Source organism: Pseudomonas sp. GM50 (genome assembly GCF_000282375.1).
Classification (GTDB): domain Bacteria; phylum Pseudomonadota; class Gammaproteobacteria; order Pseudomonadales; family Pseudomonadaceae; genus Aquipseudomonas.
In genome coordinates this window covers 13853-30210 of the sequence record NZ_AKJK01000070.1, presented here as the reverse complement: position 1 = coordinate 30210, position 16358 = coordinate 13853, and the positions used below count along the sequence as shown (strand labels likewise).

Annotated in this window: 16 protein-coding genes; 8 read left to right on the top strand and 8 right to left on the bottom strand. The window is 60.4% G+C overall.

The window, feature by feature from the left end; genetic code table 11:
- The 3 genes from PMI30_RS12160 to emhA form a co-directional block, all read right to left on the bottom strand.
- Positions 1-338, bottom strand: a 338-nt coding sequence (locus PMI30_RS12160) for a TolC family protein (RefSeq protein ID WP_008010869.1), incomplete at its 3' end; no start/stop codon positions are given.
- The gene (emhB, locus tag PMI30_RS12165; RefSeq protein WP_008010867.1) at positions 338-3502 is read right to left on the bottom strand and encodes an efflux RND transporter permease subunit EmhB; all 3165 of its coding nucleotides are present in this window, start codon (positions 3500-3502) and stop codon (positions 338-340) included. The genes PMI30_RS12160 and emhB, both read right to left, overlap by 1 nt.
- 3 nt (positions 3503-3505) lie before the next feature.
- The gene (emhA, locus tag PMI30_RS12170; RefSeq protein ID WP_008010865.1) at positions 3506-4663 is read right to left on the bottom strand and encodes an efflux RND transporter periplasmic adaptor subunit EmhA; all 1158 of its coding nucleotides are present in this window, start codon (positions 4661-4663) and stop codon (positions 3506-3508) included.
- A gap of 266 nt (positions 4664-4929) precedes the next feature.
- Here emhA and emhR point away from each other — a divergent pair, with 266 nt between their 5' ends.
- The gene (gene emhR, locus PMI30_RS12175; protein ID WP_008010864.1) at positions 4930-5562 is read left to right on the top strand and encodes an efflux system transcriptional repressor EmhR; all 633 of its coding nucleotides are present in this window, start codon (positions 4930-4932) and stop codon (positions 5560-5562) included.
- A gap of 161 nt (positions 5563-5723) precedes the next feature.
- Positions 5724-6608 (top strand): DMT family transporter, encoded by an 885-nt coding sequence (locus PMI30_RS12180; protein WP_008010862.1) that lies wholly within the window; start codon positions 5724-5726, stop codon positions 6606-6608.
- Between the two features lie 77 nt (positions 6609-6685).
- Here PMI30_RS12180 and PMI30_RS12185 read toward each other — a convergent pair whose 3' ends face one another.
- From PMI30_RS12185 to PMI30_RS12195, 3 genes are read right to left on the bottom strand one after another with little or no spacing between them, the layout of a single operon-like run.
- Entirely contained in the window at positions 6686-7735 is a 1050-nt protein-coding gene (locus tag PMI30_RS12185) for an alkene reductase (RefSeq protein ID WP_008010860.1), read from the bottom strand.
- Between the two features lie 22 nt (positions 7736-7757).
- A complete protein-coding gene (locus tag PMI30_RS12190) occupies positions 7758-8924 on the bottom strand; it encodes an MFS transporter (RefSeq protein WP_008010859.1) in 1167 nt (388 codons plus the stop codon).
- Between the two features lie 2 nt (positions 8925-8926).
- A complete protein-coding gene (locus PMI30_RS12195; protein WP_007903797.1) occupies positions 8927-9247 on the bottom strand; it encodes an ArsR/SmtB family transcription factor in 321 nt (106 codons plus the stop codon).
- 155 nt (positions 9248-9402) lie between these two features.
- Between PMI30_RS12195 and PMI30_RS12200 the strand changes: the two genes are divergently transcribed.
- Positions 9403-9987, top strand: a complete 585-nt coding sequence (locus PMI30_RS12200) for an acyl carrier protein phosphodiesterase (protein ID WP_008010858.1) — start codon at positions 9403-9405, stop codon at positions 9985-9987.
- Positions 9988-10079: 92 nt separating this feature from the next.
- On the opposite strand, the gene PMI30_RS12205 is transcribed toward PMI30_RS12200, so the two are convergent.
- Both PMI30_RS12205 and olsB read right to left on the bottom strand, forming a co-directional pair.
- On the bottom strand, positions 10080-10874 hold the full coding sequence (locus tag PMI30_RS12205; RefSeq protein ID WP_008010857.1) for a lysophospholipid acyltransferase family protein: 795 nt from the start codon (positions 10872-10874) through the stop codon (positions 10080-10082).
- Positions 10874-11629: an L-ornithine N(alpha)-acyltransferase gene (gene olsB, locus PMI30_RS12210; RefSeq protein WP_007903792.1), complete on the bottom strand. Its 756-nt coding sequence runs from the start codon at positions 11627-11629 to the stop codon at positions 10874-10876. The genes PMI30_RS12205 and olsB overlap by 1 nt, the downstream gene beginning before the upstream one ends.
- Before the next feature lie 154 nt (positions 11630-11783).
- Here olsB and PMI30_RS12215 point away from each other — a divergent pair, with 154 nt between their 5' ends.
- The 5 genes from PMI30_RS12215 to PMI30_RS12235 all read left to right on the top strand — a co-directional run bounded on the left by PMI30_RS12215 (position 11784) and on the right by PMI30_RS12235 (position 16267).
- Positions 11784-12665 carry an acyl-CoA dehydrogenase family protein gene (locus PMI30_RS12215; RefSeq protein ID WP_008010856.1) on the top strand — a complete coding sequence of 294 codons (882 nt, stop codon included), beginning with the start codon at positions 11784-11786 and terminating at the stop codon, positions 12663-12665.
- Between the two features lie 170 nt (positions 12666-12835).
- Positions 12836-13930 (top strand): serine hydrolase domain-containing protein, encoded by a 1095-nt coding sequence (locus PMI30_RS12220; protein ID WP_008010855.1) that lies wholly within the window; start codon positions 12836-12838, stop codon positions 13928-13930.
- Positions 13927-14256, top strand: coding sequence for a hypothetical protein (locus PMI30_RS12225; RefSeq protein ID WP_008010854.1), 330 nt, complete (start codon positions 13927-13929; stop codon positions 14254-14256). The genes PMI30_RS12220 and PMI30_RS12225 overlap by 4 nt, the downstream gene beginning before the upstream one ends.
- A gap of 261 nt (positions 14257-14517) precedes the next feature.
- Positions 14518-15108, top strand: a complete 591-nt coding sequence (locus PMI30_RS12230) for a YceI family protein (protein ID WP_008010852.1) — start codon at positions 14518-14520, stop codon at positions 15106-15108.
- A gap of 1 nt (position 15109) precedes the next feature.
- Positions 15110-16267 carry a phospholipase D-like domain-containing protein gene (locus tag PMI30_RS12235; RefSeq protein ID WP_008010850.1) on the top strand — a complete coding sequence of 386 codons (1158 nt, stop codon included), beginning with the start codon at positions 15110-15112 and terminating at the stop codon, positions 16265-16267.
- The last annotated feature ends 91 nt before the right edge of the window (positions 16268-16358 follow it).

Genomic DNA, 16358 nt, shown 5'->3' with positions numbered 1-16358 from the left:
TGACGGCTGCCGCTGCCGGTGGCCGAAACGGCCGGGAACAGATCGGCACGCTGAATGCGGTACTGAGCCGCATAAGCATCGATGTTCAGCGCCGCGACGCGCAGGTCACGGTTGTTCTCCAGCGCGGTCTGAATCAGTTGTTGCAGTGCCGGGTCGTGGAAAAACTGCTTCCAGCCTTGTTCAGCGGCGGCCTGGTTGGGCGCCTGGGCCGGCGAATACGCCGGGCCTTGCGGGTATTGACCCGCCACCGGTGCTTCAGGCTGCTGATAATCGGGTATCAGCGAGCAGCCGCTCAGCACGAAGGCGGCGACTGCGATGGAGAGTAGCGACTTGCTCATTAGCCAGCCTCTTTAGAAGGTTCAATAGCGTCATCATCTTGGTCGGCGATTTTGCGCTGACCCATGGACGACACGGTGACGAAGAACAATGGGACCCAGAAGATCGCCAGCACAGTGGCTGTGATCATACCGCCAATCACCCCGGTACCGATCGCATGCTGGCTACCCGAACCTGCGCCCGTGGAAATGGCCAGTGGAACCACACCGAGCACGAACGCGAGCGAGGTCATGATGATCGGTCGCAGACGCATCCGGCAGGCTTCGATCGCGGCATCGCGCAGGCTACGTCCTTGCTCATGCAGTTCCTTGGCGAACTCGACGATCAGAATGGCGTTTTTCGCCGCCAGACCAATCGTGGTCAACAGCCCCACCTGGAAGTACACGTCGTTGGACAGGCCGCGCAGGCTGGTCGCCATCAGCGCACCAATGATCCCCAGCGGTACCACCAGCATGACCGCGATCGGGATCGACCAGCTTTCATACAATGCCGCCAGACACAGGAACACCATCAGCAGCGACAAGGCGTACAACGCTGGCGCTTGCGAGCCGGACAGACGCTCTTCGTACGACAGGCCAGTCCAGGAAATACCGACACCGGCCGGCAGTTTCTTGGCCAGGGCTTCGACTTCGGCCATGGCTTCACCGGTGGAATAACCTGGCGCCGGGGCACCGAGGATTTCCATCGCTTCTACGCCGTTGTAACGGGCCAGTTTCGGCGAACCGTAGATCCATTCACCCTTGGCGAACGCCGAGAACGGAACCATGGTGCCGGCGCTGTTGCGCACGTACCACTTCTTCAGGTCTTCGGGGCTCATGCGAGCGCCAGGCAGGCCTTGTATGTAAACCTTCTTCACGCGACCGCGGTCGATGAAGTCGTTCACATAGCTACTGCCCAAGGCAATCGAAAGAGTGTTGTTGATGTCGGTGAGGGTCACGCCCAGGGCGCTGGCCTTCTCATCGTCGATTTCCAGCTGGTATTGCGGCTCGTCGTTCAGGCCGTTAGGACGGACTTGCGACAGGACCTTGCTTTGCGCCGCCATGCCTAGGAACTGGTTACGCGCTTCCATCAGCTTCTCGTGACCGATACCGGCGCGGTCCTGGAGGAACACGTCGAAACCGGTGGCGTTACCCAGTTCCAGTACCGCCGGCGGCGCGAAGGCAAACACCATGGCGTCGCGGAAGGTGAAGAAGTGCTGTTGGGCACGGGCCGCCAGTTTGAACACGCTGTTGTCGGCGTTACGTTCGTCCCACGGTCTGAGCATGATGAACGCCATACCCGAACTCTGGCCACGGCCGGCGAAGTTGAAGCCGGTCACGGTGAACACCGAGGCCACTGCGTCACCTTCACCACCTTCCTTGCTCGGACGCAGCAGGAATTCGCGCATTTCGTCCACGACCACTTGCGTGCGTTGGGCACTGGAACCGGCCGGGGTCTGCACCTGAGCGAACAGTACGCCCTGGTCTTCTTCCGGCAGGAACGCCGTTGGAATACGGGTGAACAGCCAGATCATGCCAACCACGATGATCAGGTACGCCAGCAGGTACGGAGCCTTGTGCGTGAGCATGTTGCCCACGCCACGCTCGTAGCTTCTGACGCCACGGTCGAAGCTGCGGTTGAACCAGCCGAAGAAGCCGCGTTTCGGCGTGCCGTGCTCACCTTTCGGAATCGCCTTGAGCATGGTCGCGCAGAGCGCCGGGGTGAAGATCAATGCCACCAATACCGACAAGGCCATGGCCGAGACGATGGTGATCGAGAACTGTTTGTAGATCACACCGGTGGAGCCACTGAAGAATGCCATCGGCAGCAGTACCGCCGACAGGACCAGGGCGATACCGACCAGGGCACCCTGGATCTGCCCCATGGATTTCTTGGTGGCCTCCTTGGGTGACAGGCCTTCTTCGCTCATGACCCGTTCGACGTTTTCCACCACGACGATGGCATCGTCCACCAGCAAGCCGATGGCCAACACCATACCGAACATGGTCAGGGTGTTGATGCTGAAGCCGAACGCCGCGAGGATCCCGAACGTACCCAGCAGTACCACCGGCACGGTCATCGTGGTGATGACGGTGGCACGGAAGTTTTGCAGGAACAGGAACATCACCAAAAACACCAGCACGATCGCTTCGACCAGGGTTTCAACCACACCCTTGATCGACTCGGTCACCACCGGGGTGGTGTCGTACGGGAACACCACTTCCATCCCTTCCGGGAAGAACGGTTTCAGGTCGTCGATGGTTTTGCGCAAGGCTTTTGCAGTGTCGAGGGCGTTGGCACCGTTGGCCAGTTTTACCGCCAGACCGGAGGCCGGGCTGCCGTTGAACTGGGCGCTGACCGAGTAGTTTTCGCCGCCCAGGCCGACGTCCGCAACGTCGCCGACACGCACTTGCGAGCCGTCCTTGTTGACCTTCAGCAAGATCGCCTTGAACTGCTCGGCGGTCTGCAGACGGGTCTTGCCGATGATCGTAGCGTTCAGTTGCTGGCCGGGCAGGGCAGGCAAACCGCCGAGTTGACCGGACGATACCTGGACGTTCTGCGCCGCGATGGCGGTTTTCACGTCCACCGGGGTCAGGTTGTAGTTGTTCAACTTGGCCGGGTCGAGCCAGATCCGCATCGCGTACTGGGCACCGAAGACCTGGAAGTCACCGACACCGGCGGTGCGCGAGATCGGGTCCTGCATGTTCGACACGATGTAGTTGGACAGGTCGTCCTTGGTCATGCTGCCGTCGCGCGACACCACACCGATGACCATCAGGAAGTTCTTCACGGACTTGGTGACACGGATACCCTGTTGCTGCACTTCTTGTGGCAGCAGTGGGGTGGCCAGGTTCAGTTTGTTCTGGACCTGAACCTGCGCGGTATCGGAACTGGTGCCTTGCTCGAAGGTCGCGGTAATGGTCATGCTGCCGTCGGAGTTACTTTCCGAGGAGACATAACGCAGGTTGTCGATACCGTTGAGCTGCTGCTCGATCACCTGCACCACGGTGTCCTGCACGGTTTGTGCGGATGCGCCAGGGTAGGTCACAGAGATAGCGATCGCCGGAGGCGCAATGCTCGGGTATTGGTTGATCGGCAGTTTGAGGATCGATAGAGCCCCGACCAACATAATCACCAGGGCAATCACCCAGGCGAAAATCGGACGGTCGATAAAAAATTTCGACATGGTTTACTCCCCTTTGCCGCCGACAGCTGTGTTAGCTGCCTGTGCGGGGGCCGGGCTCTTGGCGCCAACGTTAGTGGCTTCAGTGGCCTTGACTTCAACGCCAGGTCTGACGAATTGCAGCCCTTCGGTGATCACGCGATCGCCTGCCTTCAGACCGTCTTCAATCAGCCATTGGTTACCGACGGTGCGGCTGGCCTTGAGCTGACGCAGTTCGACCTTGTTGTCCGGACCGACGACCAGTGCGGTCGGAGAGCCTTTGAGGTCGCGGGTCACGCCTTGTTGCGGGGCCAGAATTGCCGCGCTGTTCACGCCGGCCTGCAATTGGGCATGAACGAACATGCCCGGCAGCAGGGTGTGATCAGGGTTCGGGAACACGGCACGCAAGGTCACGGAGCCGGTGGTCTGGTCAACCGAGACTTCGGAGAACTCGAGCTTGCCGTCCAGCGTGTACTGGCTGCCATCTTCCAGGGTCAGCTTGACCGCGGCGGCGTTGTCGCCAGCTTTTTGCAGGCGGCCGCTTTCCAGTTCGCGGCGCAGTTCAAGCAGCTCCACCGAAGACTGGGTGACGTCGACGTAGATCGGGTCCAGTTGCTGAATGACTGCCATGGCGTCGGACTGGCCGTTGCTGACCAGCGCGCCTTCGGTCACCGACGAACGGCCAATGCGACCAGAGATCGGTGCATAAACCTTGGTGTAGCGCACGTTGATCTGGGCGCTCTGCAGGGACGCTTCCGATTGCAGGCGGTTGGCCTGCGCGGTGTCGTATTCCTGACGGCTGACAGCCTGTTCGTCGACCAGTTGCTTGTAGCGGTCGGAGATCGACTTGGTCGAACGCAGGTTGGCTTCGGCGCTTTTCAGGGTCGCGTCATAAACCGATGGGTCGATCTGATAGAGCTGCTGACCGGCCTTAACGTCGCCGCCTTCCTTGAACAGTCGCTTGAGAATGATGCCGTTGACCTGTGGGCGAACTTCGGCGATGCGGAACGCACTGGTGCGCCCCGGAAGTTCGGACGTCAGGGTGAAGGCTTGAGGTTGCAGGGTTACGACGCCGACCTGAGGGGCTGGTGCGGCAGGTGCCGCCTCTTCCTTTTTACATCCGCTGAGCAGCGATGCCAGGGCGACGGCAGTAACCAGAGCGGTAACAGCTGGCTTGAATTGCATGAAGATCCTCGGGTCAGGCGCGCAAATTGCGCACAAGAAATGTGGAAGGTTAAAAAAATTCTGCCGGGTGGATAAGTAGCTTGCTAAGGAATATACTTACGTTCATGGTTGTTTGTAAAGGCCTTGGCGGTGTACCCATCCGGTTACAAAAGCCGTTCAAAGGTTTGAATTGTAGGCCTGATGAGACGCCCAAGAGCGCTCGCCCCACTTTTATTCAGCTGATATTCAGACATCGCTGAAGCCCCCCTGATTGAGGTTTTACTGCCATGGTCCGTCGTACCAAAGAGGAAGCTCAAGAAACCCGAAGCCAGATACTCGAAGCGGCAGAAAAAGCCTTTTATGAGCGGGGCGTGGCACGCACGACGCTGGCGGATATCGCTACCCTGGCCGGCGTGACTCGCGGTGCCATCTACTGGCATTTCAGTAACAAGGCGGATCTGGTGCAGGCGATGCTCGATACCTTGCATGAGCCGCTGGATGAAATGGCCAAGGCCAGTGAAAGTGAAGATGAACTCGATCCGCTGGGTTGCATGCGCAAACTGCTGATTCATTTGTTTCATCAAGTTGCCCTGGACCCGAAAACCCGACGCATCAACGAGATTCTGTTTCATAAGTGCGAATTCACCGATGAAATGTGCGATCTGCGCCAGCAGCGCCGAACGGCCAGTCTCGATTGCAATGTGCGAATCGCTCTGGCCCTGAGTAATGCGGTGAATCGCGGGCAGTTGCCGGAAAACCTCGACACTGCTCGCGCGGCCATCAGTCTGCATGCGTACGTCGATGGCATCCTGTATCAGTGGCTGTTGGCTCCCGACAGTTTTCAACTGCACGCCGAAGCCGAGCGCTGTGTCGATACAGCGTTGGATATGCTGCGCTTGAGTCCCAGCCTGCGCAATTGAAACAAAATGCGTAATTGGATCCGTTTGTGTCAAGACGTGAAGCGGGGAATGTCCCTGCTTCGCTCGCCTTTCTGTAATGGGGTGCTTTTATATACGTACGTTTGCCAGGTTGATAGGTAGCGAGCTACGTATTTTGTAGGGATTTTGTGTCGAGTGTGTGAATGAATGTTAACCACCCGGGCTACAAGGGCGCCGAGCAGCCGATAAAGGGTATCGCGCTGATCTGCCTGGCGGTTTTGTTGTTCGCCAGTCACGACACTTTGTCCAAGTACCTGTCCGGGTTTTATCCGATCGTGATGGTGGTTTGGGCACGCTACGTGGTGCACACCTTGTTGATGCTGGTGATTTTCGTGCCACGCAGTGGTTTCTCGGTGGTAGTGCGCACCAAGCGTCCGGGTTTGCAGTTATTGCGCGCCCTGTGCCTGATTGGCACCAGCCTGTTTTTCACTACCGGTCTGCGTTACATCCCCTTGGCTGAAGCCACAGCTGTCACTTTTCTTGCACCTTTATTAGTGACCGCGTTGTCCGTACCGTTGCTGCATGAGCGGGTAACCCGCAATCAGTGGCTGGCGGTGTTGGGGGGATTTGTCGGCGTGTTGATCGTCGTGCGGCCCGGTGGTGCGCTGTTCACCCCGGCGATCTTGTTGCCACTGTGCTCGGCCTTGTGTTTTGGCTTCTATCAATTGCTCACCCGCCTGCTCAGCGGTATCGACAGCCCGACCACCAGCAACTTTCTCACCGGCATTCTCAACAGCCTGATTATGACTGCGCTGTTGCCGTTCTTCTGGAGCACGCCGACGCTGCTGCATGGCCTGTTCATGATCGGGCTGGGCACTTGCGGCATGCTCGGTCACATGTTGCTGACCCAGGCCTTCCGCCATGCGGCACCGGCGATGCTGGCACCCTTCAGTTACGGGCAGATTCTGTTTGCCGGGATATACGGGGATTTGATCTTCGACCATACCCCGGACAGCTTTGGCGTGATCGGTATCACGGTAATTTGCCTCAGCGGTCTCGCGGTCGCCTGGGGGCAGCGCAAACGCTGACTGCGATATTTTGATCTTCCATACGCAAAAGCCCCGGCTCTTTCGAGTCGGGGCTTTTGCATTTCAACGGCGGACGTTTACAACGCCGGGTAATCGATGTAACCGACCGGACCCTTCGCATAGAACAGTTCCGGACGTGCCTCGTTCAACGGCGCATCGGCCTTCAAACGTGCCGGCAGGTCCGGGTTGGCGATAAACGGTACACCGAACGCCACCGCATCGGCCTTGCCACTGGCCAGCCACTCGTTGGCGCTGTCCTTGGTGAAGCGTTCGTTGGCGATGTACGGGCCGCCGAAGGCTTCTTTCAGTTGTGGGCCGAGGCTGTCGCCGGCTTCTTTCTCGCGCGAGCAAATGAAGGCGATGCCACGCTTGCCCAGTTCACGAGCGACGTAGGTGAAGGTCTCGGACAGGTTGTCGTCGCCCATGTCATGGAGGTCGGCACGGGGTGACAGGTGCACACCCACGCGGCCCGCGCCACAGATTTCGATGGCGGCATCGGTCACTTCCAGCAGCAGACGCGCACGGTTTTCCAGGGAGCCGCCATAGTTGTCGGTACGCTGGTTGGTGCTGCTTTGCAGGAACTGGTCGAGCAGGTAACCGTTGGCGCCGTGGATTTCCACACCGTCGAAACCGGCAGCCTTGGCGTTCTCGGCACCCACGCGGTAAGCGTCGATGATGTCGGCGATTTCGGCGGTTTCCAGGGCGCGCGGGGTCGGGAAGTCGGCCAATGGACGCACCAGGCTGACATGACCCTTAGGCTGGATGGCACTCGGCGCGACCGGTGCTTCGCCGTTCAGGTACAAGGGGTGGGAAATCCGACCCACGTGCCACAGTTGCAGGAAAATTTTGCCGCCCGCGCCGTGGATTGCTTTGGTCACGTTGCTCCAGCCGCGCACCTGGTCGTTGGACCAGATACCGGGAGTGTCCGGGTAGCCCACGCCGATTGGCGTGACCGACGTGGCTTCGCTGAGGATCAGGCCGGCAGAGGCACGTTGTACGTAGTACTCGGCCATCAGCGCGTTCGGCACACGGCCTTCGTCGGCGCGGCAGCGGGTCAGCGGCGCCATGATGATGCGGTTGGCCAACTCGAGGTCGCCCAGTTTGATCGGATCGAAAATAGTCGTCATTTAATACAACCCTCGTTAAAGATCAGTTAGTAACAGGGGCCAGTTCGGCATTGCCGCTCTGACGGAAAGTAATCAGGGTCACCAGCAGGGCAAGTACCGCCAGTGCGGCTGCCGCGAGCGGCACGCGGGTGAGACCGAAGCCGTGGGCGATGACGCTGCCACCGACCCAGGCACCGAGTGCGTTGCCGACGTTGAACGCGCCGATGTTCAGGGTCGATACCAGGTTCGGTGCCGCCTTGCCGTAGGTCACAACGTTCACTTGCAGGGCGGGTACGGCGGCGAAGCACGCGGTGGCCCAGAGGAACAGGGTGATCTCGGTTGGAATCACGGCAATGCTGGTCCAGGTCAGCACGGTGGACACGACCGCCATGGTGATGAACACACCGATCAGCGTCGCAGCCAGGCTTTTGTCCGCCAGCTTGCCGCCAATGATGTTGCCGACCGTCAGGCCCAGACCGATGAGCATCAAGGTCCAGGTCACGCCGCGTGGCGAGACTCCGGTGACCTCGCCCAACAGCGGGGCGACATAGGTGAACAAAGTGAAGACCGAGGCAGCGAATAGCGCAGTCATGCTCAGGGACAGCCAGATACCGGCGCCCTTGAGGGCGCGCAGTTCGGCGCGCATGTCGAGTTTCTCTTCGTCGCGCTTGGCCGGCAGGAAGCGGATCAGGCCAATCAGTGCAATCACACCGATTACGGTCACCGCCCAGAAGGTCGAACGCCAGCCGGCTTCCTGGCCGAGCGCAGTGCCCAGCGGCACGCCGAGGACGTTGGCCAGGGTCAGGCCGGTGAACATCAGGGCCACCGCCGACGCACGTTTGTTGGCCGGCACCAGACCGGCCGCCACCACCGAACCGATGCCGAAGAAGGCGCCGTGACACAGCGCGGTGACCACGCGGGCAAACATCAAAACGTTGTAGTCACTGGCCAGGGCGCAGAGCAGGTTGCCAATGATGAAGATGCCCATCAACGCTACCAATGCGGCCTTGCGCGGCAGCCTGGCGGTGGCCAGTGCCATGAACGGTGCACCGATGGCCACGCCCAGGGCGTAACCGGTCACCAGCCAGCCGGCGCCGGGGATCGACACACCAAGGTCGGCTGCTACCTCGGGCAGCAAGCCCATGATGACGAACTCGGTGGTGCCGATGGCGAAGGCGCTCAAGGCCAGAATGAGTAGCGAGAGGGGCATTGTCAGTTCCTTGTCGGAGCGCGGAGCTCCTTGTCGATGGCGTCGAGGAACGCCTGAATCACGTCCTCGTTGCGTTTGAAGAAGTGCCATTGACCGGCCTTCTGACTGCTGATCAGTCCCGCCCGTTGCAAGGTCGCCAAGTGAGCGGACACGGTCGACTGCGACAGGCCGCAGCGTTGATCGATCTGTCCGGCGCAAATGCCGTACTCATGGTTGTGGAGCTGTTCCGGGAACTGGACCTTGGGGTCTTTCAGCCAGATGAGGATGTCTCGGCGTACTGGGTGTGCCAGCGCTTTTATTATTTCGTCGAGGTCGATGGTCATGATTTGGGGCTCGTGATGAGTAAAACGCTATATCGCGATGAGGCGAACTTTAAATCGGTACTTCGCGATATACCAATATGATTTTGGTCTGATGACCGTGTAAATCGGTATATCGGGTTATAACGATATGGATGGCGCAGTGCTAAGCTGCGCGCATGAACTATCTCGCACATCTGCACCTCGGTGGCCAGCGCCCCGGTCAAATGCTCGGCAGTCTGTATGGCGATTTCGTCAAAGGACGGCTGCAAGGGCAGTTCGATCCGGAGATCGAAGCGGCCATTCAGTTGCATCGCAGCATCGACGTGTTTACCGACCGCCATCCGCTGGTGGACATCGCCTTGTCGCGGTTTTCCCTCACGCGCCGGCGTTACGCCGGGATCGTTCTCGATGTGTTTTTCGACCATTGCCTGGCGCGGGACTGGACGCTTTACGCGGATCAACCGCTTGAGCAATTCACCGCGCACGTTTATCGGGTGCTGTCCGCCGAACCGCAGCTGCCGGAGCGCCTGGCGCGGATTGCACCGCACATGGTGGCCAATGATTGGCTGGGTTCATATCAGGAATTCGAAGTGCTTGAGCAGGTGCTGCGGGGGATTTCGCGCAGGTTGACCCGGCCGGAGGAGTTGGCGGGGGCGATGGAGGAATTGCGGCGGTTGTATGAACCGTTGAGCGAGGATTTCCGGTTGTTCTATCCGCAGCTTCAGGATTTCGCCCAGAATCGGTCACACAAATCCCCGTAGGAGCGAGGCTTGCCCGCGAAGAGGCCCTTGAGGGCGCCAAAAGCTTCGCGGGCAAGCCTCGCTCCTACAGAAGCAGATTTACAGAAGCAGATTCAGGCAGCGATCAGTTCGCCGGCACGCCGTGGCTCGGCAGGTTTTGCGACTTCACCAAACAACGCCCTCTGCACCGCCTGCTGCGCTTCGAACGCCAGCGCCGCACGTTCCCGGTCCTGGCACTCGATCGGTTTGAGCAGATGAATCTCCACCTCACCCCGATCATTGGCGAACAAGCGCATCAGGTGCGAGAGCAAATCATCATCGCCAATGAACGGTGCCAGGGTATCGAGTTCGCCGTCGCGCAGATAACGAATCGCCACCGGTTGCAGCGCCACTTCGGAATCGATCGCCGCGGACAGCAAACGGCCATGAAACGTACGCAGCGAGCGGCCATCGGTGGTGGTGCCTTCGGGGAACATCAGCAGTGGATGTTCCTGCTCCAGATGACGGGTCATCTGTTTGCGGATCAACTGACTGTCGCCTGAACCACGGCGAATGAACAGGCTGCCGGCCTTGGCCGCCAACCAGCCCGCCACCGGCCAGGTGCGCACTTCGGCCTTGGACAGGAACGACAGCGGCGTGAGCATGCCCAGCAACGGAATGTCGGTCCAGGACACATGATTGCTGACCCAGAGCATTGGCGCCTTCGGCAATTCACCATGCACGGTCACGCGAAAGGGCAGGGCATTGCTCAGCCGCGCCATGAAAAACCGCGACCAGCGCTGGCGACGGACCATCGAATGGGCAATCCCCAGTCGCTCGAACAACCCGAACACACTGGCCATGCTCAAGCCCAGCGTCACCACCAAAAGCACTCGCGCAATTCGCGCGTACACCCGCAAGCGGCTCATTACACAGCCGCCTTGAAGTGCTTGGCGTAGCGCGGGCAGAGCTCGTCGCGCTTGAGCAGGATGAACACGTCGGCCACCTGGAAGTCTTCATCCCAGCACGGCTCGCCGCAGATTTTCGCGCCCAGGCGCATGTAGGCCTTGAGCAGCGGCGGCATTTCGGCGATGACGTTGGACGGAATATCCAGCGTCGGCAATGGCTTCTTCGGCTCGGCCCGCAGGTGTTCGGTGCACAGGTAGCGTTCGCGCAGGCGCTGCATGATCGCGTGGGCCTGAATGCCGCCGTCCTGCATAGGAATGCTCGCGCACCCCATCAAATAGCTGTAGCCACCCTGGTTCAGCACTTCGGCCAGTTCACCCCAGAGCACCGCGATAGTGCCGCCGTTGCGGTAGGCCGGGTCGACGCAGGTGCGACCGATTTCCAGGATCGGGCCTTTGAGATGGACAAGGCCATGCAGGCTGAATTCTTCTTCGCTGTAGAACTTGCCCAGGCTGCTGGCCGCTGTGTGGTCGAGCAACCGGGTGGTCGCCACCAGTCGCCCGGTGTTCAAGTCACGCACGCCGATGTGGGCGCAGTGAACATCATAGTCATCCATGTCCAGACCCAGCTCCGCGCCTTTCAGCTTGGCGTTGAATTCGCCGCTGAACACGTTGAAGCGCAAGGCCTGGGCTTCCTGCAACGCCTCGGCGCCCACCAGGCGTTCGGCTTGCAGGCGGCGTTCATTGCCGGTGTCGCTGATGCGGGCGATCTGAGTCATTGTGAGTCTCCGTGCGGGCTGGCCACCCGTCTTGGGTTGCAGCCGATCGACTTTCTTTATGCAGCCGTGTTGTGCAAAGTCAGGCTATGTAGCCCCGGTGTCATCGCCATGAAGCTTTGGTGATGCTTATATGACAGCCCACAAGGAGCCTCTTATGCCCTGGCAAACCCTGTTGAAACGCCGCGATCGCCTGCCCGCCGACCCTGACCTGGGTGAAGGCTTTGCCACCTTGTTGCAACAGTTGGGCGCGGTGTCGCCGTTCGAATTGGCGGTGGCCGGCGCACGGCTGATGGCGACGCCGGGGCTGGCGTTTCTGGTGGGCTATCAGGCGGCGTTGCGCATGCTCTGGCCGAGTGCGCCGCTGAGCCTCGGCGCGTTGTGCGCGACCGAACAGCGCAGTTTGCGGGTGGCGGACATGCAGACCCGACTGCGTGATCTGCGCCTGAACGGGCGCAAGGATTTCGTCACCGCCGGCGATGCCGCCGACTGGCTATTGGTCGCTGCTCGCAGTGAAGAACCCGGCGAAGTGCCGCGCTTGAACCTTGCGGTGGTTTACCCCGGCGAACCGGGTGTGCGTCTGGAAAAACTCGCGCCGATGCCACTGATGCCGGACATAGGCCACGGCCGGTTGTTTCTCGACAACGCACTGTGTGAATTGCTGGCGGGGGATGGCTGGGATGCTTACGTCAAACCGTTCCGAACCCTGGAAGACATCTATGTGCTGAGCGCCATGACTGCGTGGTTGTTCGGTGTTGGCCAAGACAGCGACTGGCCGCAAACCTTGCAACTGCGCTTGCTGGCGCTGCTGGCCGGGTGCGCGGAAGTCAGCCGCCAGGCGCCGAACAATCCGGCCGGGCATGTGTTGCTGGGCGGGTTGTTTGCGCAGTTCGATGGGCTCAAGGCTGAAGTGAATCAGGCCCTGGCCGATGGTCCGCCACAATGGGCGGCGATGTGGCAGCGCGATCAGGCGGTGATGGATCTGGCGGCAGGGGCGCGGGGGAAGCGGTTGGCCAAGGCGTTGGCGGGATTGTTGTAAGGCTGAAGGGACCCTTCGCGGGCAAGCCTCGCTCCTACAGGGATCGTATCCGGCACAAATCCTGTAGGAGCGAGGCTTGCCCGCGAAGGCGATCTCTTGGACGACGCAAATTCCAAAACTGTCATCTAGCTCGACTAGGCTCTGCAGGTTCATCCCTCCGAGCGCCCCCCATGTTCAAAGGCTTGTCGCTGATTTTCATGTTGCTGCTCAGCCTCACCGCCCAGGCCGAAAACTGGCCGGCCGAGCAATGGTCGCCCGGCCCGAAAGTCAGCGGCCCGGCACTTCAGGCCCTGGAAAACTACGCTTTCCCACCCCGCGACGATGCCACTCACCAAGGCATTCGCACCGATGCGTTGCTGGTAATCCGCGACGGTCAGCTGATCTACGAACGCTACGCCGGCCCGACCACTGCGCAAACGCCGCACCTGACCTGGTCAATCAGCAAAAGCCTCATGGCCACAGTCCTCGGGGTGGCCTATGGCGAAGGCCTGTTCAAACTCCAGGACCCGGTACAGAAGTTTTATCCAGCGCTGGAAAAACACTCGGCCATGAGCATGGCCGATCTGTTGCACTGGGCCTCGGGCCTGGACTGGCAGGAAGATTATGAATACGCACCGTTGAAGTCCTCGGTGGTGGCCATGCTCTACACCCGTGGACACCGCGACATGGCCGCGTTCACTGCTGAGCACGACGAGTACGCCAAACCCGGTCAGGCATTCCGCTATTCCAGCGGCGACAGCAACCTGCTGTCCGCCGCGCTGAAAGCCATCGTTGGCCCGGCCCGTTATCCGGATTATCCATGGACCGCGCTGTTCGAACCCTTGGGGATTCGCAGTGCGGTGTGGGAAGCGGATGCCACAGGCACGTTTGTCGCATCGTCCTACGCCTATCTCACTGCCCGGGACCTGGCGCGGGTCGGCCTGTTGATGGCGCGCGACGGTCGTTGGCGTGAGCGGCAATTGCTGCCCAAGGAGTGGGTCGACTTCAGTCGTGAGCCTTTCGCCCGCTATCAAGCCAACCAGGATGAAGCAGTACCCGGCGGTCACTGGTGGCTCAATCGCGCGGTGGAGGGTGCGACACAACCCTGGCCCGATGCCCCCGCCGATACCTTCGCCGCGCTGGGCCATTGGGGTCAGGCGATGTATGTGATTCCCAGCGAAAACCTGGTGATCGTGCGCTACGGCGATGACCGCGATGGGAGTTATCGGCACAACGATTTGCTCAAACTCGCGCTCAAGGCGTTTGCCATGAAGGTGCAGCCATGAGTCGCCGCAGTTTTATTCGCCGTCGGCCGTTCAGCATGCTGTTGCTGGTGCTGCTGATCGTCTTGCTCGGCTGGGGCTGGCAGGAGCGGGTGGCGCTGTGGGCTTTCCCGGACATCATCAGCGCCTACACCGCCAAGGAATACTGCTCGTGCCGCTATGTGATGAACAATCCGGCCGAGTATTGCCAGGGCTATGTGAAGCAGTATTTACCCACCAGCGGGTTCGTCGATGACGCCGCCAGCAAGCGCGTGACGATCAGCGGCATGGGGCGTAGCAACAGCGCTGTTTGGGTTGGCGAACGCCAAGGCTGTCGCCTGCAACCCTGACAGCCATCAGGCTCTTTGTGGCGAGGGAGCTTTTGTGGCGAGGGGGCTTGCCCCCGTTGGAGGGCGAAGCACTCCCAAAATCAGGCAATGAGTTTCCTCAAGTAGTCCACATACACAGGTTTTGCGGCTGCTGCGCAACCGAACGGGGGCAAGCCCCCTCGCCACAGGGAATGTCTTTGATTCAAGATCCGGGGCATTAGAGTTTGCAATGTGCCCACGGCCAGTTAAGGTTCGTGCAGGTTTATCTGCCCCCGAGTTTCTATGTTCAAGCGGTCCTTCTCTAAAACCCTCGCCTTCCTGTTGCTGGCCGGTGTCACCGTGTCGGCCCAGGCCAATTGGTATCTGGACGGCGAGTCCTCGCGGCTGTCGTTCATCAGCACTAAAAACGCCAACATTTCCGAAGTGCAGCGCTTTCTGGTGCTGCACGGCAAGGTCGATCCCAAGGGCCTGGCGCAAGTGGAGGTTGAGCTGGAGTCGGTCAACAGCGGCATTCCACTGCGTGACGAACGCATGCGCAAGGAACTGTTCGATATCCAGACATTCCCTGAAGCACTGATCACCACGCAAATCGATCTACGGCCGATCAACGACCTGGCGCCCGGTGCGCAACTGGAGTTGCGCTTGCCGCTGACCGTCAACCTGCATGGCAAACAACACCAATACAACGCCGAACTGCTGGCGACCCGTCTCGATGACCGACGCTTCCAAGTGGTGACTCTCGAGCCTTTGGTGATCAACGCTGAAGACTTCGACCTGGCCCCGGGCCTGGAAAGCTTGCGCAAGGTTGCCGGTTTGTCGGCCATCAGTCTGTCGGTGCCGGTGGGTGCGGTGCTGATTTTCACGGCGCGCTGAGATGCGCGGCGCAATTTTCCCGTGGCGCGAAGGCAATCGCTTTGAACTGCTGATCGACGGCCCGCAGTTTTTTCCGCGAATGCTGGTGGCGATTGCCCGCGCCGAAGAACAAGTCGAACTGGAACTGTACCTGGTGGAGGCGGGAGCCTGCGCCGAGGCCATGGTTCAGGCGCTGGTCCAGGCTGCCGAACGCGGCGTGCGGGTGCGCTGCCTGTTCGATGACTATGGCAGCCTGGCATTCACCCTGACCTTGCGTCAGCGCCTGATGGCCGCCGGTGTCGAGTTGCGTTTCTACAACCGCCTGAGCTGGCGACGCTGGGTGGGCAATTTCTATCGCGACCACCGCAAGCTGCTGCTGGTGGATCAATGCCTGGCGGTGGTCGGCGGCACCGGGGTGACAGATGAGTTCTGGACACCGGGCGAAGACACCAGCGAATGGCACGAAGTGATGGTGGAAATCACCGGTCCCTTGGTCATCGACTGGCAGTTGCTGTTCGACCGCCAATGGATCGCCAACCGTCATCGGCGTGCCTGGAAACCCACTGCGCACTTCGGTTTGCCGCGCTTGCCGCGAGTGCCAGCCATGGGCGAGGGCATGGGCCGGGTCGCTTATGCCGATGCCCGTCAACACCGCGATATTCTGCAATCGCTGGTTCGTGCGCTGAACAGCGGCCAGCGCCGAATCTGGCTGGCCACGCCGTATTTCCTGCCGACCTGGAAAGTCCGTCGTTCACTGCGTCGGGCGGCGGCTCGTGGCGTCGATGTGCGTTTGCTGCTGACCGGGCCGCGCACCGATCACCCGTCGGTGCGCTACGCCGGGCATCGCTACTACCCGCGATTGCTCAGGGCCGGGGTGAAGATCTTCGAATACCAGCCGTGTTTCCTGCACCTGAAGATGGTGTTGATCGATGACTGGGTGAGCATCGGCTCGTGCAACTTCGATCACTGGAATCTGCGTTTCAATCTGGAAGCCAACCTCGAAGCCCTGGACCCCGGACTGACCCGGGCGGTGGCGGCGAGTTTCGAAAATGACTTTGCCCTGAGCCAGGAAGTCAGCCTCGAGGCATGGAAGCGCCGACCGCTGTGGCGGCGGGTCAAGCAAAGGGTGTGGGGATGGGTGGATCGGCTGGTGGTGAATCTGCTGGATCGACGGGGCTGAACATTCTTGCAGCTACACCCTAAAACCACTGTGGGAGCGAGCCTGCTCGCGATGGCGGCATAACATTCAATAGAGATGCTGAATGTTATGG